The following is a 24,216-nucleotide window of genomic DNA, read 5'->3' as shown; positions in this document are numbered from 1 at the left end:
CTCAGCCCTCCTGCCGGCGGGCGGCGTCGTGACGCTCCCGCAGGGTCAGCCCCACCACACCCGACGTCCCGTACGCGCGGTCACCCTGCCACAGGTTCGGATCCGGCACCCGCGTGTCGTAGTAGCGGTGGTGCACGGCGTGCAACGCCGCCCACCCCACACTGCCGTTGAGCCACGACCAGTCACCGTGCACCGGCCGGCCCGCCCGCTCCTCCTGCGCGCAGAACTTCATGAACAGCTCCGACTCGGTGTGCGGATCGGACACCCGCACCCCCGCCGCCCGGAACGAGTGCAACACCGCCTGGTTGATCACCAACACGGCGTGCTCCCGCCACAGGGTGTCCTCCCGCGAGGTGTCCAACCCCAACTCCCGCGCCACCGGCAGCAACTGGTCGTACCGGTCCCGGTCACCCATGTTCCGGGTGCCGATCTCGTCACTCAGGTAGTGCCCGTTGAACGGGGCACAGCTGTAGTCCACCCCACCGACCCGCAGGCGCATGTTGCTGATCACCGGCAGGGCGTGCCAACGCAGCCTCAACTCCTCGAACCACGGGTACGCCGGATGCGTCAGGGCAACCTCGCGGACCAGGTCCCGCGGCACCTCCACCAGCGTCGGATCCTCGTACGCCGTCTCGATCACCCACGGCAGCAGGTCGAACCGCCCCGGCACCGCCGGCGCACGCCACCCCAGACGCCGCGCCGCCTCCGTCATCGCCACCTGCGCCGGATCACCCAGCACCGACCCGTCGTCCGTCCGATGACCGCAGTAGCGGATCAACTGGTCGTTCCAGATCCGCGCCCGCGGACCCACCCCGGGCCGGTCCGGCGCGAACACCGTCATCACCGACTGGATCCGCCCACCGTTGTCAGCCACCGAAAGGTGCTGCGCCAACTCCTGCGCGATCCCCGCCACCGTCGTCACGTCACGCCGGTCCCGGACCTTCAACCCGGCCCACCGGACCCGCCCCACACAGCGCACCGACTGCCGCCACGCCACCTTCGCCCCGTACGACAGCTCCTCGGAGGTGTGCCGGTACGTGCCGGTCAGCGCGATTTCCTCCCGCACCTCCGCGATCCGCGCGGCCACGTCCGGCAGCCGCCGCTCCGCGTGGTAGAGACCCAGGAACTCGACGGCCTCCGCCGTCACGTCCTCCACCGGCGCCTGCGGCCGGGGAGCATGCGCCACCGGGCAGCCCGACCCCTCGCCGTCCACGACACGCCCATCGGCATCCACCAACACCGCGGCGGCATGATAGTCAGTCTGCACTTTGTTCAAATCCGATCGTCGGGCAGGCGCGGTCGTCGCCTTCTGCGTCGTCCCTTGGCACGGTTCACCGACCCGCCGCCGCGCATGTCACGGACAGTGACATGCGCGCGGCAAGCCGCGCGCCGCACATAGGATTCCCGGCCACGCAAAGACTGTCAACAGTCCGACTCACGCCGAAAACGTCCACAATCGACGCTTGCCCCCGCAAGCACGCCACTCTGGACATCGCCACGTGAGCACGCCACCACCCGACCAGAGGTCAGCGGCATGCGCCCCGACGCCGCGCTCAGCCCGCCCGGCGCCGGGCCCGGCGCGCCGCCAACTCGTCACCCACCGAATCCCCCGCCGGCGCCGACGGCGGCACCGACGTCGCGGGCTCCGCCGGCAGATGCGACAGCGAACCCTGGATTTCCTTGAACGCCCCACCGATCGCGATGCCGAACACCCCCTGGCCGCCCTGCAACAGGTCGACCACCTCCTCCGGCGACCGGCACTCATACACCGTCGTCCCGTCGGAGATCAACGTGATGCCCGCCAGATCCGCCACCCCACGGGACCGCAGCGCCTCGATCGCCTTCCGGATGTTCTGCAACGACACCCCGGCGTCCAGCAGCCGCTTCACCACCTTCAGGACCACCAGGTCCCGGAACGAATACAACCGCTGCGTGCCCGACCCCGACGCGTCCCGCACGCTCGGCACCACCAACCCGGTGCGCGCCCAGTAATCCAACTGGCGGTAGCTGATCCCCACCGCATGGCAGGCCGTCACACCTCGATAACCAACGGTGTCGTCACCCTCAGTCGCCAACCCTGGCGACGTCACACCCGGCTCGTCCAGCTCCGTACCCGGATCGGGATCTCGCGGCTCGTGCATCCGGACAACCTCCCCGCCAGTGCGGTGACACGTCGTTTCCGGGACGTGCACCCCTCGACACGGCAACCCTATAGCCGCCTTCAGAGATTGCCCCGGAGGAACCGGCGCGACACGCCGCGCCACGACAACGAAGATCACCCACCGCGCCGGAACATCACCGAACGTGACGCCCGGAAAGACACGGGACTCAGCCGGCGAAGTCCTCCGGACGCACCTGCTCCAGGAACTCGCGGAACTTCTCCACCTCGTCCTCCTGCTCGTCGGGAATCACGATCCCCGCCTCGCTGAGGACCTCCTCCGCACAACGAATCGGCGCACCGACCCGCAACGCCAACGCGATGGAATCACTCGGCCGGGCCGACACCCGCACCCCGTCACCGATCAACAGATCGGCGAAGAAGACGTTCTCCTTCAGCTCGGTGATCTCCACCGCCCGCAACGGCGCCTTCAACGCCGCCAACACGTCCCGCAGAAGATCGTGGGTCAGCGGCCGGGCCGGCTTGACCCCCTGCTGCTCGTAAGCGATCGCCGTCGCCTCGACCGCGCCGATCCAGATCGGCAGATAGCGGTCCCCCTCGACCTCCCTGAGCAGGACGATCGGCTGGTTGCTGGGCAGCTCCACCCGAACTCCGACCACGCTCAGCTCGCGCACCGCCGCCTCCGTGTCGTTGTCACCTACGCCGCACCGTGCCCTTCCCTGCACGGTACACGGACCGCGACACGGCCGTCCCATGCGCTACCCGCACCACGCCCGCGCCAGAAAGGGGTTACCCCGGCAAGCCTACGACACGCTTCCCGGGGCAGATCTTTCCCCACGACCCCGGCCGGATCACCGACCCAACGTCGACCGCAACCCCACCCGCACCAACGCCGCGTGCAACTGCTGCGACAACGCCACCAACTCCCGCGCCGTCTCCGCCGCCCGCGCCCGCGCCGCCGGATCGCTCTGCCGCGCCAACGGCGCCACCAACTGCGCGAACAAACCGACCTCCCGGTCAGCCGCCGTCCGGTAACCCCGCAGATGCCGCGGCTCCAACCCGTACGCCGCCAGACCCGCCACCGCCCGCGCGATGATCAACGCATCGTCGTCGTACCAACCCGGCGGATCCGACACCACCACACCGAGCCGCTCCAACTCACCCAACGTCGACTCGTCGATCCCACTACGCGCCACCAGATCCGCACGGCCGAGCCGCACCTGCGGCGACCCGGCCGGCTCCTCCGACACCCGCCCCGGCACCTCGCCACCCGGGCCCACCGCCACCAACGTCGGCCGCTGCCGACCCGGCGACTCCCCGGACGCGTCCCACTGCGCCAACTGATCACGGATCACCCGCAGAGGCAGATACTGGTCCCGCTGCGCGGTCAGCACGAACCGCAACCGCGCCACATCGTCCCAGCTGTACTTCCGGTAACCCGCCGCCGTCCGCTGCGGCTCCACCAGGCCCTCGGCCTCGAGAAACCGCAACTTCGAAATCGTCACGTCCGGAAAATCCACCCGCAGCTGACCCAGCACCTCACCGATGCTCATCAACGGTCGGGCACGCGCCGCCCCGGGCGGCGAGGAGGCCGCAGGCTCGTTCACCCCCGGCCGGCCTCCTCCTCCGGGCGCGGACCGGCGATGAACACCACCCGGAACTTACCGATCTGCACCTCGTCACCGTTGCTCAACGTGGCCGCCTCGACCCGCTCCCGGTTCACGTACGTGCCGTTCAGGCTTCCCACGTCCCGCACAGTGAACGTCCCACCGTCACGATGGAACTCGGCGTGCCGCCGCGACACCGTCACGTCGTCCAGGAAAATGTCACTGTCCGGATGCCGGCCACTCGTCGTCACATCATGATCCAAAAGGAACCGGGCACCCGCGTTCGGACCCCGGCGAACCACCAGCAGCGCCATCCCCGGCGGCAACGAACCGGACATCCGGCTCGGCACCACATCGGTGTCCGGCCCCTCCAGCACTTCGTCGAGCGAACCGAGATTGAGCGTCGAAGTGACGTCGAGCGGGGGGAACTCGTCGTCTGGGCGCGTCATGGGACCACCTCACGGATCTGTTCGGTCGGCGTCGGGTAATGGCGGGTCTGGCCGCCGGGCACTCGAACACCCGGCGGCTGGCTCCCCGTGCCCGGAAAGGCAATTCCGCAACGCTCAACTATTGGGTTCTCGGTCGACTGGGCGAGCCTAGCCAGCGCCGAAATGCAGGGCAACCGGACGCGCGGACACAACCACCACGCCCGGAGGGGACGCACTCAGCTCTCGGTGAGCTCACGATACGCGTCCGCGGACAGCAGCCCTTCGACCGCCGCCGGATCGTCCGGGGTGATCTCCACCAACCAACCCGCACCGTACGGGTCCGTGTTGATCACCTCAGGGGTGTCGCCGAGCGCCTCGTTGCGCGCCGCCACCGTACCGCCGAGCGGGGCGTAGATCTCCGACACACTCTTCGTCGACTCGATCTCACCCAACGACTCACCCGCCGCCACCACCGCACCGACATCGGGCAGCTGGACATACACGATGTCACCCAGGGCGTCCTGCGCAAAGTGGGTGATGCCGACCCGCACCGGGCCGCCGCCGTCACCCGCCACCCACTCGTGCTCGGCGGAATACCGCAGATCCTCAGGAATCACCAGACGCGTCCTTCACCATCGACGCACCGGACACCACCGGTGCGAGCCGCGCCGGTCAGGAGACCGGACGGGCGTGTTCCAGCTTGATCGGCGCGTGCAGCGCCGAAACCTCGGCAGCCTCACGATCCTCAACGATCAACTTACCGCCGTCGCCCGTCACCGACGCCACCACCCCGCCAGGAATGTTCAACGCCGTACGCATCGTCGCCGGATCACCGATCACCGTGATCGTGAACGGACCCGTCAACCGACGCCCGTCCACCACCAACGACCCGTTCTCCCCGTCCAGAAAGTACGTCGACGCGATGATCCGCACCGACGCCCGGTCACCGCCGGAAATCTGCATCGCCTCCGCGCCGGCGCCCCGCAACTCCTGCACCGCGTCCAACACCCGCGACGCCGAGATCGGCTTCTCACCAGCCTCGAACCGCACCGCCAACCCCGGACCCGTCGCCGGCAACGTCCCCGCCAGAATGCCCAACTCGTCGGCCCGCCGCGTCGCCTCGTCCAACGCCGCCTGCCGCCCCTGCTCACCCGAACGCAACTGCCGCTGACTCTCCTCCAGCGCCGCGATGTCCTGCCGCAGCCGGACCTCCCGCGAATTCAGGTCGTACAGGATCCGGACCAGGTCCTCCTGCCGCGTCGCCGCCACCGTCGGATCCGTCGACGTCGTCTTCAACTGCACCACCAGCGTGAACCCCAGCAAAGCCAGCAGCACCGCGATCATCACCCCGGCCGAACTCACCCGCCGCCACGGCGACCCTGCGGCCGCCGGCGCCTCCGGCGACGACCCGCCCGACCCCTCACCGCCAGCCCGGCTCAGGTCCACCGTCGCGCCCTCGTCGAACCGGTCCGGCTCCGCCACGGGCGGCTCCGCCCGCTCCGGCGCCAACGGACTCAACTCGTCCGGATCCGGCGCGTCCGGCCGCGGATCCGGCTCCCCCGCCGGACCCGACGGCCGCCCCGGCCCCGCCGGCTGCGGCCAACCCGTGCCCGTCTCCGTGTGCTCCTCGCTGCTCATCGCCACAAACCTACGCCCGGAACAGGTGCCGGCGGATCGCCGCCACGTTCCCGAAGATCCGCACCCCGAGCACGACAACCACACCCGTGGACAACTGACCACCCACCCCGAGCTGGTCACCCAGATACACGATCAGACCCGCCACCAGCACGTTGGAGATGAACGACACCACGAACTGCTTGTCGTCGAAGATCCGGTCGAGCTTCGCCCGCACCCCACCGAACACCGCGTCCAACGCCGCCACCACCGCGATCGGCAGATACGGCTGCAAACCCGCGGGAACCGTGGGGTCGAGCCAGACCCCGAGGACCACACCGGCGAGCAACGCCAGCACCGCGATCATCGACCACCTCCGGAGGGGCTGGGAGACGTCCTCGAACCGGACGGCTGAGAACTGGCGGAACGGTCCGCCCCCGACGGCGACGGACTCGCGCTCGCCGGAGGCTCCGCGTAGCGTAGCCGCGGCTCCGGAGCGGCCGGCAGGGTGAGGTCCTCCGCCTCCCGCACCGCGAACGACAACCCGGTGTCCTCCGCCACCTTCCGCATCGTCAACGCGCTGCGACTGTCCTCGTACCGGTCCCGCATCGACCCCGGCCCGATCGCCGACACCTCGTACGGCCCCGTCACCGGCCGGAAGTCCACCAGGATCGCCTGCCCCGCCGACCGGATCGTCGACGTCGCCGTCAACCGCTGCCCGTTGATCGAGATCGCCTCCGCGCCGGCGGCCCACAGGTCGTTGGCGACCCCCTGCAGATCGCTGTAGATCACCCGGGACGGACCGACGTCCGCGCCCGTCACCGCGTCCGGATTCTGCGGCGCGTCCGCCAACCGCACCACCACGCCGTCACCCCGCACCCGCCCCAGGCCCGTGCCCGCCTCCAGGGTGCGCAGCCGCGCCGCCTCCGAGCCGCCCAGCGCCGCGGCCCGCTGCCGCGCCACCTCCGCCCGCAACTGGTCCGCCCGCTCCGACAACCGGTCGGTCTCGCTCTCCCGCTGCTTGATCTGCGCCACCAGGCCGGAGCGGGCCTGGCTGCGCCCCGGCTCGGCCTCCAACGTCTGCCGGTATGCGACCGCGAACAGGAACCCCAGCACCACCGCCAGGACCAGGCTCACCGACCGCGCCGACCAGTGCCGCCACCCCGCCGGCGGGGCCTGCCGCTCCCGGCGCCGGGCCGCCGCGTCGGCATACCCCGGATCCAACGGGTTGCGGAACAACTCGGTGAGGAAGTCCGGGGCGTACACCCGGTCGGACCGTCCCCGCCCCTCGCCCGGCGTCGTCATGCCGACGCTCCCTCGGCGCGCACGGCCCTGACCAGCCGGCTCGCCTGCACCACGTACATCGCGCCGGCCACCCAGTAGAGCACCAGGCCCCACCAGGCCAGCCCCCAACCGATCGGCCCGGCCACCGCCTCGGCACCGGGAACCGCCGCGGCGAGCAGCAGGACCGGGAAGGCGGCCAGCAACAGGAACGTCGCGGTCTTGCCGACGTAGTGCACCGGCGGCGGGCCGTACCCGTACCGCCGCAGCACCGCCAGCGACCCCAGCAGGAGCAGCTCCCGGGCCAGCAGCGCCGCGGTGAACTGCCAGGGCACCACGCCCCGGGCGGTGAACCCGACCAGGGTGGCGAGGATGTAGAGGCGGTCGGCGGCCGGGTCGAGCAGCTCCCCCAGCCGGCTGACCTGGCGCATCCGGCGCGCGACCCACCCGTCCACCCAGTCCGTCGTGCCGCCGACGGCCAGCACCACGATCGCGGCCACGTCGGCGTGCGCGACGAGCAGGAGATAGAGGAAGAGCGGGACGCCCAGCAGCCGGACGAAGCTGATCAGGTTCGGCAGCGTCAGGACACGGTCGCCCGCTGCCGGTGCGCTCGTGTCGGCGCTGGCCTCCGCGTGTTCCGAGCGAGCCGGCCGACGCGACACCGAACCTCCTCCGCCACACGCTCCGACCGCCCGGCCGAGGACGGGCACCGCGGAGTTCCGTGCGCGCTGTCGGGCCGGCTGGCGCCGGCACCCCCTGCGATCCCCGTACGGGACCGCCGCCTGACTCGGCCCGCGATCAACGTGATCGCGGGCCGGCTGACTGCGCTGCCACTATATCGGGCCCGTCGCCGCCTCCCGGGTTTCAGGCATCCGGTTCCGGCGACGCTGTCCGGGTGTCGTCGGGGCAGTCACCACCCCTAAGGCGTCCTAGGACACTAGCGGGAAGCGGACGGCTGGGTGGCGGGACGGGCGGCGCGCGGGGAAGGTCGTCAGGCGGTACGGACCGAGGAGTCCGACTGCGGCTCCGCCGTCGCGGCCTGCTCGAACGCCCGCAGGGCCAGCAGCAGGTCGTGCTGTACCCGGCCCGGCATCCGGTCCAGCACCACCTGCACCGCCCGGTGCCGGCGCTCCTTCAACTCGCGCAGCAGCGTCTCGGCGGCGGCGGTCGGCACCAGCCGCACCTCCCGCCGGTCCCGGGGGTCGGCCACCCGGCGCAGCAAGCCGGTGGCCTCCAGCCGGTCGCAGAGCCGGCTCGCCGACGACGGCACGACGTCCAACAACTCGGCCAGGCCGTTGACGTTGGTCTCCGGCCGGCTGCTGATCAGCGACAACACGCGCAACTGCGTCGGCGAGACGGCCATCTGGTGCCGGGACGCGGCGGAGTCGAGCACACCGACGAGCGCCTCGGCGGCGGCGTCGATCGCCGCGGCGAGATTCGGAGGTCGCTCCACCAGGTGTCCCCTGCGATCGTCCCGCTCGTGCCCGGCCGGTGCGGCGAGGAGCCTCACCCGTCGCCCCGGCCACCCGTGCCACGCCAGTCCAGGCAGACCACGACCGCGTCGTCGCGGAGATCCGCGTCCGCATGCCAGGCGTGCAGTTCGCGCATCACCGTACCAACCGCCTCGGCCGGCGGTTGCAGCCGCGTGGCGCGCATCGCCCGCGCCATCGCCCGCTCGCCGTACGCCCCCCGGTCGCCGGGATCGGCGGCCCACACGCCGTCACTGACCACGAAGATCCGGTCCCCGGGCGCCAGGTCGAACTCCTGGACGTCGTAGCGGGCCTCGGCGAACATGCCCAGCGGCAGCTGCTGCTCCAGCGTGATCGGCGTGACGGTGCCGCCGCGCAGCCGCAGCAGGCGCGGGGAGCCGGCGTCCACCGCCCTCACCCGACCGGTCACGGTGTCCAGTTCCAGCAGCAGCGTGGCCACGTACCTTCGCCCGCGATGCTGGTAGAAGACCGTGTCGGAGGCCAGCTCGGCCTGCTCGACGAGGCTGCCCCCGGAGCGCCGGGCGTTGCGCAGCGCGTTCACGGTCACCGCCGTGAGCAGCGCCGCCGCGAGGCCGATGCCGGCGCCGTTCAACACCGTCGCCGTGAGCCGGTCACCGTCCACCGACCAGTCGAAGTGGTCCCCGCCGACCGTGTACGCCGGCTCCAGCTGGCCGGCCAGCTCGAACGCGCCGTGGCTGACGCTGCGTCCCGGCAGCAGCTCCCACTGCATCTCGGCGGCCATGCTGAGCCGCTCCCGCCGGCGCACCCGGCGGTACCGGTCGGTCTCCCGGTCCGCCGCCCGCAGGACGACCGCCAGCTCGCCGGCGATGTCCGCGACGCGGTCGACGGTGTCCGGGCCGAGCGGGGCCGGCAGCTCGACCAGGAGCACGCCGAGGCGCTCCCCCCACACCGACAGCGGCAGGTAGAGCCGGCACCGCCCCTCGTCGTCGGCGTCGGTCACCGGCTGCTGGCTGCTGAAGCAGCGCTGCGCCATGCTGCGGCAGGCGAGGAAGCCCCCGTCGGGCAGCTCCGGGTCCAGCACCGGCCACAGCCCGCTGATCCGGTAGTCGGCGATGAACACGTCCGTCCGGGACGCGCCGAGGCCGGCCCGGATGGCCCGGTCCGCCGCCTCCACCACCTGGTCGGGCGGCGCCGCACGCAACGCACGCGAGACCTGGGCCGGTGCCTCCACCATCGATCATCCTCCGGAAATACTTGCCGCAGGGCAAGCATCATACGGAGGTGTCGTCGGCCGCCGGGCGGCCGGGCGGCCCGACGCCGGCGGGGGCGGCGTACCCGCCCCGGGCGGACGACCCGACGGCACGCTGCCGCCCCTGCGCGGCCTCGCGGCGGCGCGGACGGCGGGCGGGGCCGGTCAGCCGGCCGAGCGGACGGCGACCGCGCCGTGGAAGGCGTCCGGAACCTGCGCCGGCGGGCCGTCGGGACGCCACCGGGTGATCGGCACGACGCCGTCGGCGGTGGGCGTCCAGCGGCCGAGCAGCGGCGCGAACGCGGCCGGCGGGCGCATCCGGAACGCCGGACCCATCATCGCGAGGGCCTCCGGGTAGCCGGCCAGCTCCTCGGTGTCGAAGTCGACCGCCAGCAGGCTGCCCGGCGCCGTCGCCTCGTAGAGCTCGTCGAGGGTGCGCGCGAGGGTCTCGTCGTCGAGGAACGCGGCCAGGCCGAGGAACACCACCCCGACGGGCCTCCTCCCCCACCCCGGCACGAACCGGTGCAGCTGGGCGCGGTCCACCGTGCCGATGTCGGTGGCGTCGCCGTAGCCGTAGCCGGCCCGGTCGCTGCCGGCGAGCAGCCGCTGGCCGAGGCGGATGGTGACCGGGTCGACGTCGGTGTAGAGCACGGTGGCGTCGGGGGCGACCTCGTGCACGTTGCCCATGGTGGGCACCCCCGCGCCGAAGACCAGGAAGCTGTCCACGCCCTCCGCGACCATCGCCCGGACCGCCCGGCCCAGGAAGGCCCGCAGCTCCCGGAAGACCGGCGCGCAGGGCCCGTACGCCTGCTCGAAGGCGCGGGCCGCCGCCACGTCGACCGGGAAGTGGTGCTCCCCGCCGAGCCAGAAATCGATCATTCGCGCGGTGCTCGGCTGGTCCGGCTCCACCATCGACGACGCTCCCTCCCCGGCGGTCGTCGACAGCGTACCCACCGGCCGTCCTGGGCGGTATCGCCTCGCCGACCGGGCACCGGCCGCGATACTGGCCGGGAACCGGCGGGAGGTGGGCGGTGAACTCGGCGAACGGCGCGGCGGTGGTCGTCGGCGTGGACGGCTCGGAGGCGGCGCTGCGCGCCGTACGGCTGGCCGCCGTCGAGGCGGCCCGCCGGAACCGGCCGCTGCGGATCGTGCACGGGTTCATCTGGCCGCTGCTGCGCGTGCCGGTGGACGCGCCCGCCGCCGCCCCGCCCGGCGCCGGCCTGCGACACCAGGCGGAGCAGCTCGTCGCCGCCGCGACCACCGAGGCCGAGGCGACGGTGCCCGGGCTACGCGTCTCCGGCGAGATCATCGACGGGGAGGCCGCCGCGGTGCTGCTCGGCGAGTCGCCGGCCGCCGCGATGATCGTGCTGGGCGACCGGGGGCTCGGCGGGTTCTCCGCCCTGGTGGTCGGCTCCGTCGCGGTGCAGGTCGCCTCGCACGCCGACTGCCCCGTGCTCGTCGCCCGGGGCACCGACCGCCCGGACGGCCCCGTCGTGGTCGGGGTCGACGGCTCCGAGACGTCCCGGCTCGCCGTGGAGTTCGCCGTCGAGGAGGCGTCGGTCCGCGACGCCCCGCTGGTCGCGCTGCACGCCTACCGGCACCCGACGTCCACCGCGCCGGGCGACATGCAACCCCTGGTGTACGACGACACCGAGCTGCGCTCCGAGGAGGAGCGGGTGGTGGCCGAGTCGCTGTCCGGGCTGACCGAGCGGTGGCCGGACGTGCCGGTCAGCCGGGAGACCGTGCGGGGCCGCCCCACCACCGTGCTCGCCGAGGCGTCCCGGCGGGCCCAGCTGCTCGTGGTGGGCCGGCAGGGCCGCGGCGAACTGACGGGGCTGCTGCTCGGCTCGGTGAGCCAGTCCGTGCTGCACCACGCCGACTGCCCGGTCGCCGTCGTCCACGCGCCCCGCTGAGCCGGGTTGGCCCCGCCGCAGGCGGGTAGACGACCGCGGTACGCCAACGGCGAGGACGACCGGAGGAGGCAGTGATGCCAGGACCACGGCCGGGCAGCAACGCGTACGACAAGCAGCGGGCGCGCATCCGTGACGTGATCGACGATTCGGGACGGCGGGTGTCGGACCGCAAGGCGAACGACGTGGCGAACCGGATCCTGCAGTCCGATCGCGGGCAGCGGGGCGTCGTCCGCGGTGAGCGGGTCTACGGTCCCAAGGGCGAGCGTGAACCGGGCGACCCGAAGTGAGGGCGTCGCACCTGGCCGATGGGGCGATCGCCGGCGCCGTCGGCAGCGCCGCCCTGAACGTGGTCAGCTACCTGGACATGGTGCTGCGCGCGAGGCCGGCGAGCAGCACCCCGGAGACCACCGCCGGGCGGCTGGCCGGGGCGGCGCACGTGGATCTGGGGCCCGAGGACCGGGCGGTGAATCGCCGCTCGGGCCTCGGGCCCCTGCTCGGCTACGGGATGGGCATCGCGGCCGGCGTCGGCTACGCCGTGCTGGCCCGAGGCCGTCGGATGCCGCTGGCCCTGGCCACCGGGGTGCTCGGCGGCGGCGTGATGACGATGTCCGACGGGTCGATGGCCCTGCTGGGGGTGACCGACCCGCGCCGCTGGCGCCGGTCGGACTGGATCGCCGACATCGTGCCGCACGTCGCGTACGGCATGGCGGCCGCAGCCACCTGGAACCGGCTGCGGCCGCCCGTGTCGGGCCTCGGTCGTTAGCCCCGGGCGCTCTCGTCGTCGGCGACCGGCTCCATCGCCGGGCCGTACGGGGAGACCTGCCCCCGGGGCACCGGCCGGCCCTCGTCGCCGCCGGACGAGCCTCGGTTGCGCGGATGGCCGCCAGGGCTCGGGACCTTGCTGTACTGGCTGGTGGCGCCCTTGTCGTTGCGGCGCAGTTCCTCCTGCTGCGGATTCACCACGGGTCTTCTCCTTCCGGGGTTCGACCGTGTCCCACCTCGGTTACCCGGCGCCGTGGGTGGCATGCCGGCCCGGGCGGACGGTCGCAGGGCTGACCCGGCACCCAGCGGGTACACCCCGAGGATGGGCGACGACCGGAGGATGGCGCGGGTCCTGCTGGACCGGCGGGGCACCACGTACGCCGAGGAGGCGGGCATCCGGCTCGCCGACCGGCCCGCCCCGCTCTACCAGTTGCTGGTGCTCGCCACGCTGCTGAGCACCCGGATCCGGGCCTGCGTCGCGGTGTCGGCCGCCCGGGAGCTGTTCGCCGCCGGCTACCGGACCCCGCAGGCGATGGAGGCGGCAAGCTGGCAGGACCGCGTCGACGCGCTGGGCCGGGGCCACTACCGCCGCTACGACGAGCGGACCTCGACGATGCTCGGCACCGGCGCCCGGCTGTGCCTGGACCGCTGGCGGGGCGACCTGCGCCGGCTGCACCGCGAGGCCGACGGCGAGCCGCCCGCGCTGCGCCGGCTGCTGACCGAGTTCCCCGGCATCGGCCCGACCGGCGCCGACATCTTCCTGCGCGAGGCACAGGTGGTCTGGCCGGACCTGCGCCCGTACGCCGACCGCCGCGCCCTGTCCGGCGCGGAGCGGCTCGGCCTGCCCCGCTCGCCGGACAAGCTGGCCGGGCTGGTCGAGCCGGCCGACTTCGGCAGGCTCGCCTCGGCGCTGGTGCGGGTGTCGCTCGGCGAGGAGTCCGCCGGCGAGGTCACTCGCGCCGCCGGGCGGTGAGGCAGGCTCACTTGACCGGCTTGTCGCCCGGCTTCGTCAGGTTCCACACCAGCAGCGCCGCCAGCAGCGCGAGCACCACGAGCCCGCCCGACACGCCCCGACCGTCCTCCTCGCTGCGGCCGGTGGTGCCGAAGTAGATCACCGCGAGCCCGGCCAGCACGGTGACGAACGTCCGCATCCCTCGGTCCTTCACGTACCGGACGGTACGCCCGCCCCACGCCCGGCGTGGCCGGTTCGTCCGGGTTCACCCGACCGTGGCGGCCCCGGGTCACGCCCCGGTGGCGACGCCCCGCAGCCGGACCCGGCGGATCGTCCGGCCGGACACCTCCACCACCTCGACGGTCAGCCCCGGCAGATGCACCGTCTCCCCGGGCCCGGTCGGCAGGTGCCCCAGCCCGGCCAGCACCAGCCCGGCCACCGTCGTGTACTCCCGCGACGGCCGGAAGTGCAGCCGCACCCCGACATCGGCCAGGTCGTGCAACGGGAAGTCGCCGGGCAGCAGCAGCGAGCCGTCCGGCTCCCGGGCCACCCCGGTCACGTCCCGGTCGGTCTCGTCGTACAGCTCCCCCACCACCTCCGCCAGCAGGTCCTCCAGGGTCACCAGGCCGTCGACCCCGCCGTGCTCGTCGACGACCAGGGCGAGCTGCTGGTGGCACAGCCGCAGCCGGCGCAGCGCGTCGGACACCGGCAGGGTGCCGGGCAGCAGCAGCGGCGGGCGCGCCCGGTCGCCGACCGCCGCCGCGCCCGCCGCGACGAGGTCCCGGATGTGCACCACGCCGCGCACCTCGTCCAGCCCCCCGGGCCCGACGACGGGGGCACGGGACCGGCCGGCGGCGGCGAGCCGGCGCAGCCCCTCGTCGGCGGGCAGGGTCGCGGGGAGCACGGTCACGTCCAACCGGGGGACGAGGATCTCCCGCAGCGTCCGGCCGGCGATGTCGAACGCGCCGGTGAGGATCTCCCGCTGCTGCGCGGACAGGCCCCGCTGGCTGACCACGATTTCCCGCAGCTCCTCCTCGGTCATCTCCGTACGGCTGGCCCGCGGGTCCCCGCCGGCGAGCCGCACCACCACGTCGGTGGCCTTGCTCAGCAACCAGACCGCCGGTCGGGACACCCGGGCCAGCAGGTCCAGCGGGCCGGCGCTGAGCAGCCCCCACCGCTCCGCGCGCTGCATCGCCAGCCGCTTCGGGGCCAGCTCGCCGACGACCAGGGTGACGAAGGTGAGCAGCACGGTGACCAGGACGACCGCGGCGCCCCGCGCGGCTTCGCCGAGGAAGCCCAGCGGCCCGACCAGCGGCTCGGCCAGCGAGACCGCGGCGGCGGCGGAGGCGAGGAACCCGGCGAGGGTGATGCCGAGCTGGATGGTGGCCAGGTAGCGGTTGGGGTCGCGGACCAGCCGCGCCAGCCGCTCCCCGGAACGGCTACGCCGACCCAGCTGCCGCACCTGCCCCTCGCGCAGCGTCACGAGCGCCATCTCGCTGCCCGACAGGGCCGCGTTGACGAGCACCAGCACGGCTACCAGCGCGAGCTGCCCGAGCGGTGCCCCCATGTCAGTCGACCTCCAGGTCGTCGAGGGAGATCTTGTGCGTCATCAGCCACCGCGCCAGCGCCGACATCCCGAACAGCCACAGCGGCGCCGACTCGGTGGTGCCGTTCGTCGCGAAGATCGCGAAGCGCAGGTCCGGGGCCCGGTACGCCTCGATCCGCCATTTGTGCTGCTTGTCCCGCCAGACCGCGGAAGGGTCCATGGCGCCACGCTAGGCGACCGCCCGCCCCGCCGGGGCGGCTTCAGGACGGGGCCGCGACCACGACCCGGGCGTCGTCGGGCAGCCGCCGGGTGGCGCCCCGGCGGTCCAGCAGCTCCAGCAGCGGCACGGCGACGCGGCGGGTCGTGTCCAACGCCTGCCGGGCGGCGCTGAGCGTGAACGGCTGCGGCAGCCCGGCCAGCACCCGCACGGCCTCGTCGACCGCGCCGGGCAGCAGCACCACGTTCTCGGCGAGCCGCAGCAGTGCACCGGCCCGCACCGCCGCGCCGATCTCCCGGGGCCCCAGCCCCAGGTCCGCCAGGCGTTCGGCCTCGGGGGCCCGGAACGGGCGGTGGGCGTACTCGGCGCGGAGCCGGGCGACGGCGCGGGCCACCGGCTCCGGCAGCGCGTCGGCGGCGGCCGCGGTGACCCGGCCGGCGTGCAGCCGCAGCGGCGGCCGGACCAGCGCCTCGACCAGCGCCCGGTCGGGCAGGTCGAGGCGCTGCCGCAGCAGCTCCACCGGGGCGCCCGGCTCCAGCGGGTGCTCCCGGGCGTGCCGGGCCACCTCCCCGCCCAGCCGGGCGCCGAGCCGCCGCCAGTGCTCCGGGTCGGCCAGCCAGTCCCCCACGACGGGCCGCCCGGTCACCTCGACGCCGGTGCGGACCAGGTCGGCGGCGCGGGCCAGGCCCCGGCGGCGCAGCTCGCCGGCCAGGTCGGGCCGGCCGTCCACGGTCGCCAGCACGGCCGCGCGGGCAGCCGCCGCGCCCCGGCGGGTCAGTGGCGGCGGCGCGACGTCCAGCACGGTCACGCCGCCGGCCACGTGGTGCCGGCCCGGGTCGCGCAGCAGCGCCCGGTCGCCGACCAGCAGCGGCAGCGGCCGGGCCAGCCGCAGCCGGACGGTGTCCGCGCCCAGCGGCCGCACCCGGGCGGGCACCGCCGCCGCGCCGACGTGCAGGGTCAGGGTGGCGGGCAGCTCCGCCGCGGGGTCGCCGGCCAGCCGGACGTCCAGCAGGTCGGTGCGGTGGAACCGGCCCGGGGTGAGCAGGGCGTCGCCGCGGCCGACCCGGCCCCGGGGCGTACCGCGCAGGTTCACCGCCACCCGGGCGACCGCGGTGACCTCCGACCGGGCCTCGCCGAGGCGGTGCAGGCCACGCACCCGCACCGGCTCGCCGGTGGCGGCGAGTTCCAGCTCGTCGCCCACCCGTAGCCGGCCGGCGCCGAGGGTGCCGGTGACCACCGTGCCGGCGCCGCGCACGGTGAACGCGCGGTCCACCCACAACCGCACCGGGGCGTCCGCCGCCGGGGCGGGCAGCCGGGCAGCGAGCCGGTCCAGAGCCGCGCGCAGCTCCGGCAGGCCGGCGCCGGTCACCGCGCTGACCGCCACCGTGTCGACCGCGCCGAGGGAGGTGGCCGCCAGCTCGGCCCGGGCCCGGGCCGCCGCCGGCCCCGGGTCCGCCAGGTCCGCGCGGGTCACCACCAGCAGGCCGTACGACACTCCGAGCGCGTGCAGCGCGGCCAGGTGCTCGGCCGACTGCGGCATCCAGCCCTCGTCGGCGGCGACCACGACCAGCGCGGCGGGCACCGGGCCGACGCCGGCGAGCATGTTCGGCACGAAGCGCTCGTGCCCCGGCACGTCGACGAACGCGACCGTCCCGCCCGACGGCATGGTGCTCCAGGCGAAGCCGAGGTCGATGGTCAGGCCCCGGCGGCGCTCCTCCGCCCACCGGTCGGGTTCCATCCCCGTCAGCGCCCGGACCAGGGTCGACTTGCCGTGGTCGACGTGCCCGGCGGTGGCCACCACGAACACGTCTCAGCCGTCCCCCGACACCCGCAGCACGGCGGCCCGGACGGCGGCGTCGGCGTCGGCGGGCACACAGCGCAGGTCCAGCAGCAGCCGCCCGCGGACGACCCGGCCGAGCACGGGCGGGTCACCCACGCGCAGCGGCTCCGCGTACCGCTCGGGCAGGCTCAGCGCCCACGAGTCCAGCTCCACGCCCGGCGCGCCGCCGCCGCCGACGACCGCGCCGGCCGGCACAACCTCCGCCTTGCACCCGTCGGCCGCGAGGGCGTCACGCAGCCGCTCGGTACGCTCCCGCAGCGCGCCGGGGTCGGCGTGCAACGCGGCCTGCGTGGGCGTGACCGGGTCGGCGAGGGTGGCCGCGAGCGCGGCCAGGGTCAGCTTGTCCACCCGCAGCGCCCGGGCGAGGGGGTGCCGGCGCAGCCGTTCGACCAGGTCGGCGGCACCGAGCAGCAGCCCCGCCTGCGGCCCGCCGAGCAGCTTGTCGCCGCTGGCGGTGACCAGGGCCGCCCCGGCCCGCAGGGTGCCGGCCGCGTCGGGCTCGTCGGGCAGCAGCGGGTCGGGGGCGAGCAGCCCCGAGCCGATGTCGGCGACCACCGGCACGCCGAGGGAGGCCAGCCGCCGCACCGGCACCGCCGAGGTGAAGCCGGTGACCCGGAAGTTCGACGGGTGCACCTTCAACACGAAGCCGGTCCGCGGGCCGAGCGCGGCGGCGTAGTCGTCGAGCGTGGTGCGGTTGGTGGTGCCCACCTCACGCAGCCGCGCGCCGGTGCTCTCCAGCAGCTCGGGCAGGCGGAACCCGTCGCCGATCTCCACCAGCTCGCCCCGGCTGACCACGATCTCGGCGTCGGCGGCGAGCGCGGTGGCGGCGAGCACCAGCGCGGCGGCGCCGTTGTTGACCACGTGCACCGCGCCGGCGGCGGGCACCGCGGCGGCGAGGGCGTCGAGGGCGTCGCGGCCGCGCCGGGTCCGCCGGCCGGTGCGCAGGTCCAGTTCGACGTCGGTGTGTCCGGCGGCGGCGGTGACCGCCGCGACGGCGGCGGGCGACAGCGCGGCCCGGCCCAGGTTGGTGTGCAGCACCACCCCGGTGGCGTTGAGCACGGCCCGGGGCGCGGGCGCCGGCAGGGCGGCCAGCGCGGCGTCGCATACGGCATCGGGGGTGATCTCGCCGCGGCGGGCCCGCTCCTGCGCCCGCCGCACGGCGGCCTTGACGCGGTCCCGCCCGAGGGTCTGCGCCGCCGCGGTCAGCCGGGGGTCGGCGAGCAGCGCGTCGGTGCGCGGCACCCGCCGGCGCGGATCGGCTGCGACGTCCCCCATGCCCCCTCTTCCGGCAGTTTGGCGGAGACGGACGGGAATCGAACCCGCCTGACCCGGGTCCCGGGCCACACCGGTTTTGAAGACCGGGAGGGGCACCAGCCGCCTGAACGCCTCCACGCAGCAGTGAACCACAGGCCGGGTGGGCGTGAACGGTGGGGCGTCAGCCCTCGGCGGCGCGCCGCCGGTCGAGGCGTTCCCGCTGCGGCACCACCGTGTACTTCGGATCCTTCGCCGAGGCGACGCCGCCGTAGAAGATGCCGAACCGGGTGGCCACCGACGCGGCCAGCAGGGCCGCCCCGGACAGGGCGGAGACCGCCCAGCTGCGCCGGCCGAGCAGCGCGCCGGCCACCCCGGCCGCGGTCAGGGCCCGCCCGGCGCGCAGCAGCCGGCCGGGCCGCCCGGTGCGGTAGGGCTCGCTGAGCAGCCCGAGCCGGGTCTCCACCCGGTGCGCGCCGAACAGTTCCAGGGCGGCGCCCGCCACCGCCATCCGGCGGGCGGGGCCGGCCTGCGCGGTCGGCGCGGCGATCAGCCCCACGCCGGCGCCGCTGGCCAGCGCGCTGCCCGCGAAGACGGTCGGCAGCTCCGGATACGCCTCGTGCCAGGACGGCACGGCCGTGTCGGCCAGCAACACACCGGTGTACGTGGCCAGCGCCGGCGCGGTCGCCGCGGCGGCCAGCCCGGCGGCGTGCCCCACCGGCGGCAGCAGCCGACGGGCGAGCCCGAGCGGCCCCCGCTCGGGCAGCCACGCCGCGCCCTCGGCGACCGCCGCGATCCCGGCGGCCGGGCCGAACGCGCTGAGGATCCAGGTGCCCACGGACATCGGCGAGGTCGGCTTGGCCACCCGCAGCATGTGGTGGAACCGGGCCGGCCGCCCCAGGTCCTTGACCAGGAAGACGGCGCTGGCGGTCACCGCCACCAGCGACGTGACCCGGCCGGCCCGCCGCAGCGCGGGACGGCCGGTGAGCTGCCCACCCGCCGCGAGCAGCGACGAGCCGGCGGCCAGCCCGCCGGTGAACAGGTACGCCGCGATGTCCCACTTCCAGACCGGCGCCTTGAGGATCGGCCGGCCGTAGTAGGAGGTGAACTCGGCCTCCGGGACGGTCAGCTCCTCGCCGCCGCGCCGGCCGCCGCCCCGCCGCCGGTTCCGTCCGGGCGCACGGGTCGACGCCGGCGCGCCGGACCCGCCGGGTGGCGCCCCTGCCGAGCCGCCAGCGACATCGCCGGGGCCGGCCGGTCCGCCGGGAACGCCGGCGTCGAGGCGATCGCGGAAGCGACGGAACAGGTCGCCCACCGGGCGGTCCGGACTCAAGAGGAACCTCCGACGAACGCGGCGACGGCCGCCGCCGCCATGGCCAGGGCCGCCAGGCCGGCCCGCTTCCACATCCTCGGCAGGTCCCGGGTGGTGACCACCGGGTCCGGGGGCAGGCCGTACACCTCGGGCTCGTCGAGCAGCAGGAAGAACGCGCCGTCGCCGCCGACCCCGTCGTCGGGGTCGTGCCCGTAGAGCCGCGCCTCGGTGACGCCGCGCTCGTGCAGGGTCGCCACCCGGGCGGCGGCCCGCTCCCGCAGCTCGTCGAGGGGACCGTACTGGATGGACTCCGTCGGGCACGCCTGCGCGCAGGCGGGAATCTTCCCGGCGCCGATCCGGTCGTAGCACAACGTGCACTTCCACGCCCGGCCGTCGCCCTTGCGCTGGTCGATGACGCCGTAGGGGCAGGCGGAGATGCAGTAGCCGCAGCCGTTGCAGATGTCCTCCTGCACCACCACCGTGCCGAACTCGGTGCGGAACAGCGCCCCGGTGGGGCAGACATCCAGGCAGGCCGCGTGGGTGCAGTGCTTGCAGACGTCGGACATCATCAGCCAGCGGAAATCGCTGCGCCCCTCCGCGCCACCGGCCCGCCCCGGCGGCTGCGCCCCGGGCATGCCCAGGAACTCCGGCCCGGCGCTCCGACCGGCCGTCGCCGCACCGGCGAACGGCGGCCCGCGGTGCCCGGCCGGGCGGGGCTGCTCGACGAACGCCACGTGCCGCCACGAGTTCGCGGTCAGCGCGCCGGTGTTGTCGTACGACATGCCGAGCAGGTCCAGCCCCGAACCGGGAACGTCGTTCCACTCCTTGCAGGCCACCTCGCACGCCTTGCAGCCGATGCAGACGCTGGTGTCGGTGAAGAAGCCCATCCGGGGCGGGGCGTCGACCCAGCCCGCGTCCGGGGCGGGATCGAGCGGCCCGGACAGGCTGTTCGGGTCAGGAAGCATCACGGTCCTCCCCGGCGCCGTCGGTGGGAGCCGGCGCCGGAAACGCCCCCGGCGTGAGGGTCGAGGGCGGATGGCCGGGGACGATACCCGCCCGCCGCCGGTAGTCCGCCACCAGATCCCGCAGGGCCGCCCCAGTGGGCCGCCGCCCCGGGCGCACGTCGCAGGTGCCGACCTTGCTCTCCTGGATGAGCACGTTCGGGTCCAGCGTGATCCCGAACAGGTCGTTGGCCGAGTCGCCCGTCACCAGGCCCTCGAACCCGAAGTGGTACGGCAGCCACACCTGGTGGATCACCCGGCCGTCCACCCGCAGCGGGGCCAGCCGGTCGGTGACCAGAACCTTCGCCTCGATCACCGCCCGCCCACTGACCAGGTGCGCCCAACCCAGGTGCGCCAGGCCCCGCTCGGCCGCCACCTCCGGCGACACCTCCACGAACATCTCCGGTTGCAGCTCCGCCAGGGTCCGCACCGTACGGCTCATCCCGCCCGCCGTGTGGTGCTCGGTGAGCCGGCTGACCGTGAACACGTACGGGAAGACTCCGCTGTGCTCCTGCGGCGGGCTCGGGTTCACCGAGTTCACGGGGTGCGCGTACACCTTGCGGGTGGGGTTGGCCTGCTGGCGGTAGAGCGGGTTGCGCACCGGCGACTCGGCCGGCTCGTAGTGCGTCGGCAGCGGACCGTCGAGCACCCCGCTGGGCGCGTACAGCCAGCCCTTCCCGTCGCCCTGCATGACGAACGGGTCGTCGCCGGCGATCCCCTCCGGGCCGGCCGCGCCCTCCGGCGGCCGGTACGTCGGCGGCTTCGTCTTCTCGAAGTCCGGCACGTCGTAGCCGGTCCACTCCCCGGCGTCCGGGTCCCACCAGACATACTTCTTCCGCTCGCTCCACGGCCGGCCCTGCGGGTCGGCGGAGGCGCGGTTGTAGAGGGTGCGCCGGTTGGCCGGCCAGGCCCAGCCCCACTCGGCGGCCACCCAGTCCTGCTCGTGCCGAGGCTTGCGCCGGGCCGCCTGGTTGACGCCGTCGGCGTACACGCCGGAGTAGATCCAGCAGCCGACGGCGGTCGAACCGTCGGCGCGGGCCTCGGTGAACGTGGACAGCGGACGGCCCGTCGCCACGTCGTACCCGTTGATCTCGCGCAGCACCGCCTCGGCGCTCGGCTCGGCGTGCGGACCGTGCGTGGGATAGTCCCAGGCCAGGTCGAGCAGCGCCCGGTCACGCGGCAGGTCGGAGCCGGCCAGCTTCTCCCGCAGCCGGCGCCCCAGGTGGTAGAAGAACCACAGCTCGGAGCGGGCGTCGCCCGGCGGGTCGACGGCCTTCTCCCGCCACTGCAGCAGCCGCTGGGTCTGGGTGAAGGTGCCCTCCTTCTCCACGTGCGACGCGGCCGGCAGGAAGAACACCTCCGTCCTGCACTCGGTCGGCACGATCTCGCCCGCGGCCACCTCCGGGCCGTTGCGCCAGAACGTGGCGCTCTCGATCATGAACAGGTCGCGGACCACCAGCCAGTCCAGGTTCGCCATGCCCAGCCGCTGGGCGCGGCCGTGCGCCGAGCCGACCGCCGGGTTCTGCCCGAGCAGGAAGTAGCCCCTCACCTTCCCGTCGATCATGTTCAGCACCTGCTGGTACGTCCCGTGATCGCCCGTCATCCGGGGCAGGTACCCATAGCAGAAGTCGTTCTCCGGCGTCGCCGCGTCCCCCCAGTACGCCTTGAGCAGGCTGGCCGCGTACGCGCCGGCGTCGCCCCAGGAGCCCTTCTGGCCGGGGCGGCGGAAGCTGTCCACCCACCGCGGGAAGGTGGTGTGCTCGGCGCGCGGCATCGGCAGGTAGCCGGGGAGCAGGTTGTACAGCGTCGGGATGTCGGTGGAGCCCTGGATGCTGGCGTGCCCGCGCAGGGCCAGGATCCCCCCGCCGGGGCGGCCCATGTTGCCCAGCAGCAGCTGGATGATCGCGCCGGTGCGGATGTACTGCACGCCGACGCTGTGCTGCGTCCACCCGACCGAGTAGATCAGCACGCCGGTGCGCTCGCGGCCGGAGTTCTCCGCCCACGCCCGGGCCAGCTCCAGGAACCTCTCCTGCGGGATGCCGCAGACCCGCTCCACCATCTCCGGCGTGTAGCGGGCGAAGTGCCGCCTGAGGATCTGGTAAACGCAGCGCGGATGCTGCAACGTCTCGTCCCGCTCCACCCGGCCGCTCACCTGCGCGCCGTGCGACTCGTGGAGCAGCCCGGCCGCGCTGTCCCGATCCTTGGCGGTGTGCCCGCTGCCGGAGTCGGTCTCGTGGCCCGCGTACTGCCAGGAGTCCTGCACGTAGCTGCCGGTCTCCGGGTCGAAGCCGGAGAAGAAACCGTCGCCGTCCTCGGCGTCGACGAACTGGTCGCTGACGATCGTCGCGGCGTTCGTGTAGGCCAGCACGTACTCCCGGAAGTCCAGCTCGTTCTCCAGGATGTACCGCACCACCCCGCCGAGCAGCGCGATGTCGGAGCCCGCGCGGATCGGCAGGTAGGTGTCGGCCAGCGCGCTGGTGCGGGTGAACCGCGGGTCGACGTGGAACACCCTGGCGCCGCGCCGCTTGGCCTCCATCACCCACTGGAAGCCCACCGGGTGGGCCTCGGCCATGTTCGAGCCCTGGATGACGATGACGTCAGCGTTGGCGACGTCCTGCTGGAAGTCCGTCGCGCCACCGCGACCGAAGCTGGCCCCCAGACCGGGGACGGTGGCGGAGTGTCAAATGCGCGCCTGGTTCTCGATCTGGAGCGCCCCCATCGCCGTGAACAGCTTCTTGATGAGGTAGTTCTCCTCGTTGTCCAGCGTCGCCCCGCCCAGGCTGGAGATCCCCAGCGTGCGGTTGAGTGGCCGGCCCTGGGGGTCGACGTCCTCCCACGTCTCGGCGCGGGCGGCGAGGATCCGGTCGGCGATCATGTCGACCGCGACGTCGAGATCCAGGTCCTCCCACTCGGTGCCGTAGGGGCGCCGGTAGCGGACCTTCGTCTGCCGCAGCGGGCTGGTGACCAGGCTCCTGCTGGCCGAGCCCTTCGGGCAGAGGCGGCCCCGGGAGATCGGGCTGTCCGGGTCGCCCTCGATCTGGGTGACCTGCTCGTCCTTGACGTACACGCGCTGCCCGCAGCCGACCGCGCAGTAGGGGCAGACCGAGCGGGCCATCCGGTCGGCGGTCTCGGTGCGCGCCGTCAGCCCGGCCGAGCGCGCCGACTGCGCGGCGGCGCCCCGGCCCAGCGGGTCGGTGCCGGTGAGCTGCCGGTAGACCGGCCAGCCCTCGATGAAGGTCCGCAGACCCACCCGCGACACCCCCTCCCCCGGCCCGAACACCGTCGACCCCTCGCACACTAGGCCAGCCCGCACCCCGGCCGCGACCCGAGCCCCCGATCACCACCCGACGGTCACCGTCCGCGCCCGCGACGTCGCCACTGGCGTACGCAGACAGCGCCGCCCCCGAGCCGGATCGGCTCAGGGGGCGGGGCGATGTCGGGTGGAGATGTGCCGCTGGCCGGCGCCCGTGTCGGGTGCCGGCCAGCGATCCCCCTTGTGGTGAATGTCGGTGTGTCAGCTGTTCCAGTGCTCGGCCACCAGGTCGGCGGCCTGCTGCTCCCACTGGGCGTAGTGGTCGGGGTACGCCGACACCTGCACCGTCTGCGCGGCCTCGGTCAGCGGCATGTCCTGCCACCCGTCGACCTGCTTCAGGCCCTTCAGGAACGCCGTCGT

Annotated in this window: 26 protein-coding genes and 1 tRNA gene; 4 read left to right on the top strand and 23 right to left on the bottom strand. The window is 74.2% G+C overall.

From position 1 onward, the window contains the following. Position 1: 1 nt before the first annotated feature. The 13 genes from ACGF5G_RS12050 to ACGF5G_RS11990 form a co-directional block, all read right to left on the bottom strand. Positions 2 to 1,213 carry a nitric oxide synthase oxygenase gene (locus ACGF5G_RS12050; RefSeq protein WP_393262593.1) on the bottom strand — a complete coding sequence of 404 codons (1,212 nt, stop codon included), beginning with the start codon at positions 1,211 to 1,213 and terminating at the stop codon, positions 2 to 4. 340 nt (positions 1,214 to 1,553) lie between these two features. Continuing rightward, entirely contained in the window at positions 1,554 to 2,141 is a 588-nt protein-coding gene (locus ACGF5G_RS12045; protein ID WP_393261747.1) for a MerR family transcriptional regulator, read from the bottom strand. A gap of 187 nt (positions 2,142 to 2,328) precedes the next feature. Next, on the bottom strand, positions 2,329 to 2,793 hold the full coding sequence (locus tag ACGF5G_RS12040) for a bifunctional nuclease family protein (RefSeq protein WP_131299495.1): 465 nt from the start codon (positions 2,791 to 2,793) through the stop codon (positions 2,329 to 2,331). Between the two features lie 177 nt (positions 2,794 to 2,970). Beyond that, the gene (locus ACGF5G_RS12035; RefSeq protein WP_350712558.1) at positions 2,971 to 3,672 is read right to left on the bottom strand and encodes a MerR family transcriptional regulator; all 702 of its coding nucleotides are present in this window, start codon (positions 3,670 to 3,672) and stop codon (positions 2,971 to 2,973) included. A gap of 50 nt (positions 3,673 to 3,722) precedes the next feature. Next, positions 3,723 to 4,175, bottom strand: coding sequence for an FHA domain-containing protein (locus ACGF5G_RS12030; RefSeq protein ID WP_007071101.1), 453 nt, complete (start codon positions 4,173 to 4,175; stop codon positions 3,723 to 3,725). Positions 4,176 to 4,390: 215 nt separating this feature from the next. Continuing rightward, positions 4,391 to 4,771 carry a glycine cleavage system protein GcvH gene (gene gcvH, locus ACGF5G_RS12025; RefSeq protein WP_363707168.1) on the bottom strand — a complete coding sequence of 127 codons (381 nt, stop codon included), beginning with the start codon at positions 4,769 to 4,771 and terminating at the stop codon, positions 4,391 to 4,393. 55 nt (positions 4,772 to 4,826) lie between these two features. After that, positions 4,827 to 5,792: a DUF881 domain-containing protein gene (locus ACGF5G_RS12020; protein ID WP_393261745.1), complete on the bottom strand. Its 966-nt coding sequence runs from the start codon at positions 5,790 to 5,792 to the stop codon at positions 4,827 to 4,829. A gap of 10 nt (positions 5,793 to 5,802) precedes the next feature. Next, entirely contained in the window at positions 5,803 to 6,135 is a 333-nt protein-coding gene (locus tag ACGF5G_RS12015) for a small basic family protein (protein ID WP_091106953.1), read from the bottom strand. Beyond that, positions 6,132 to 7,073, bottom strand: coding sequence for a DUF881 domain-containing protein (locus ACGF5G_RS12010; protein ID WP_393261742.1), 942 nt, complete (start codon positions 7,071 to 7,073; stop codon positions 6,132 to 6,134). Before ACGF5G_RS12010 ends, ACGF5G_RS12015 begins: the two co-directional genes overlap by 4 nt. Beyond that, positions 7,070 to 7,711, bottom strand: a complete 642-nt coding sequence (locus tag ACGF5G_RS12005) for a CDP-alcohol phosphatidyltransferase family protein (protein WP_393261740.1) — start codon at positions 7,709 to 7,711, stop codon at positions 7,070 to 7,072. Before ACGF5G_RS12005 ends, ACGF5G_RS12010 begins: the two co-directional genes overlap by 4 nt. Positions 7,712 to 8,040: 329 nt before the next feature. Next, positions 8,041 to 8,502, bottom strand: a complete 462-nt coding sequence (locus tag ACGF5G_RS12000; RefSeq protein ID WP_393261737.1) for a MarR family transcriptional regulator — start codon at positions 8,500 to 8,502, stop codon at positions 8,041 to 8,043. 53 nt (positions 8,503 to 8,555) lie between these two features. Then, positions 8,556 to 9,734 (bottom strand): PP2C family protein-serine/threonine phosphatase, encoded by a 1,179-nt coding sequence (locus tag ACGF5G_RS11995; RefSeq protein ID WP_393261735.1) that lies wholly within the window; start codon positions 9,732 to 9,734, stop codon positions 8,556 to 8,558. Positions 9,735 to 9,914: 180 nt separating this feature from the next. Continuing rightward, entirely contained in the window at positions 9,915 to 10,703 is a 789-nt protein-coding gene (locus tag ACGF5G_RS11990) for an SAM-dependent methyltransferase (protein WP_393261732.1), read from the bottom strand. Positions 10,704 to 10,780: 77 nt separating this feature from the next. On the opposite strand from ACGF5G_RS11990, the gene ACGF5G_RS11985 reads away from it, so the two are divergent. From ACGF5G_RS11985 to ACGF5G_RS11975, 3 genes are all read left to right on the top strand, one after another. Beyond that, positions 10,781 to 11,662: a universal stress protein gene (locus ACGF5G_RS11985; protein WP_393261730.1), complete on the top strand. Its 882-nt coding sequence runs from the start codon at positions 10,781 to 10,783 to the stop codon at positions 11,660 to 11,662. 74 nt (positions 11,663 to 11,736) lie between these two features. Continuing rightward, positions 11,737 to 11,949, top strand: a complete 213-nt coding sequence (locus ACGF5G_RS11980; protein WP_350683982.1) for a phosphatidylethanolamine-binding protein — start codon at positions 11,737 to 11,739, stop codon at positions 11,947 to 11,949. Further along, positions 11,946 to 12,425 carry a hypothetical protein gene (locus ACGF5G_RS11975; RefSeq protein WP_393261727.1) on the top strand — a complete coding sequence of 160 codons (480 nt, stop codon included), beginning with the start codon at positions 11,946 to 11,948 and terminating at the stop codon, positions 12,423 to 12,425. The genes ACGF5G_RS11980 and ACGF5G_RS11975 overlap by 4 nt, the downstream gene beginning before the upstream one ends. Here ACGF5G_RS11975 and ACGF5G_RS11970 read toward each other — a convergent pair. Beyond that, positions 12,422 to 12,622, bottom strand: coding sequence for a hypothetical protein (locus ACGF5G_RS11970; protein ID WP_393261725.1), 201 nt, complete (start codon positions 12,620 to 12,622; stop codon positions 12,422 to 12,424). The two genes, ACGF5G_RS11975 and ACGF5G_RS11970, sit on opposite strands and share 4 nt — an antisense overlap. 124 nt (positions 12,623 to 12,746) lie before the next feature. On the opposite strand from ACGF5G_RS11970, the gene ACGF5G_RS11965 reads away from it, so the two are divergent. After that, positions 12,747 to 13,397, top strand: a complete 651-nt coding sequence (locus ACGF5G_RS11965; protein WP_357461887.1) for a hypothetical protein — start codon at positions 12,747 to 12,749, stop codon at positions 13,395 to 13,397. 7 nt (positions 13,398 to 13,404) lie between these two features. Here ACGF5G_RS11965 and ACGF5G_RS11960 read toward each other — a convergent pair whose 3' ends face one another. The 9 genes from ACGF5G_RS11960 to fdh form a co-directional block, all read right to left on the bottom strand. Further along, complete coding sequence (locus tag ACGF5G_RS11960) at positions 13,405 to 13,590, bottom strand: hypothetical protein (protein WP_357697469.1); 186 nt, start codon at positions 13,588 to 13,590, stop codon at positions 13,405 to 13,407. 75 nt (positions 13,591 to 13,665) lie between these two features. Next, a complete protein-coding gene (locus ACGF5G_RS11955) occupies positions 13,666 to 14,943 on the bottom strand; it encodes a hemolysin family protein (RefSeq protein WP_393261723.1) in 1,278 nt (425 codons plus the stop codon). Position 14,944: 1 nt separating this feature from the next. Beyond that, positions 14,945 to 15,142, bottom strand: a complete 198-nt coding sequence (locus tag ACGF5G_RS11950; protein WP_350687479.1) for a hypothetical protein — start codon at positions 15,140 to 15,142, stop codon at positions 14,945 to 14,947. A gap of 40 nt (positions 15,143 to 15,182) precedes the next feature. Then, on the bottom strand, positions 15,183 to 16,946 hold the full coding sequence (gene selB / locus ACGF5G_RS11945) for a selenocysteine-specific translation elongation factor (RefSeq protein ID WP_393261721.1): 1,764 nt from the start codon (positions 16,944 to 16,946) through the stop codon (positions 15,183 to 15,185). A 3-nt stretch (positions 16,947 to 16,949) separates the two neighbouring features. Further along, positions 16,950 to 18,254, bottom strand: coding sequence for an L-seryl-tRNA(Sec) selenium transferase (gene selA, locus ACGF5G_RS11940; protein ID WP_393261718.1), 1,305 nt, complete (start codon positions 18,252 to 18,254; stop codon positions 16,950 to 16,952). Between the two features lie 19 nt (positions 18,255 to 18,273). After that, positions 18,274 to 18,369 (bottom strand) — tRNA-Sec (locus ACGF5G_RS11935). 45 nt (positions 18,370 to 18,414) lie between these two features. Beyond that, complete coding sequence (nrfD, locus tag ACGF5G_RS11930) at positions 18,415 to 19,563, bottom strand: NrfD/PsrC family molybdoenzyme membrane anchor subunit (protein WP_393261715.1); 1,149 nt, start codon at positions 19,561 to 19,563, stop codon at positions 18,415 to 18,417. Continuing rightward, entirely contained in the window at positions 19,560 to 20,507 is a 948-nt protein-coding gene (locus ACGF5G_RS11925) for a 4Fe-4S dicluster domain-containing protein (RefSeq protein WP_393261713.1), read from the bottom strand. Before ACGF5G_RS11925 ends, nrfD begins: the two co-directional genes overlap by 4 nt. Continuing rightward, positions 20,497 to 23,793, bottom strand: coding sequence for a formate dehydrogenase (gene fdh, locus ACGF5G_RS11920; RefSeq protein ID WP_393261710.1), 3,297 nt, complete (start codon positions 23,791 to 23,793; stop codon positions 20,497 to 20,499). The genes ACGF5G_RS11925 and fdh overlap by 11 nt, the downstream gene beginning before the upstream one ends. Between the last annotated feature and the right edge of the window lie 423 nt (positions 23,794 to 24,216).

It is taken from the genome of Micromonospora sp. NPDC047730, assembly GCF_043204765.1.
Taxonomy (GTDB): domain Bacteria; phylum Actinomycetota; class Actinomycetes; order Mycobacteriales; family Micromonosporaceae; genus Micromonospora.
This window is presented reverse-complemented; position numbering and strand designations above follow the sequence as displayed.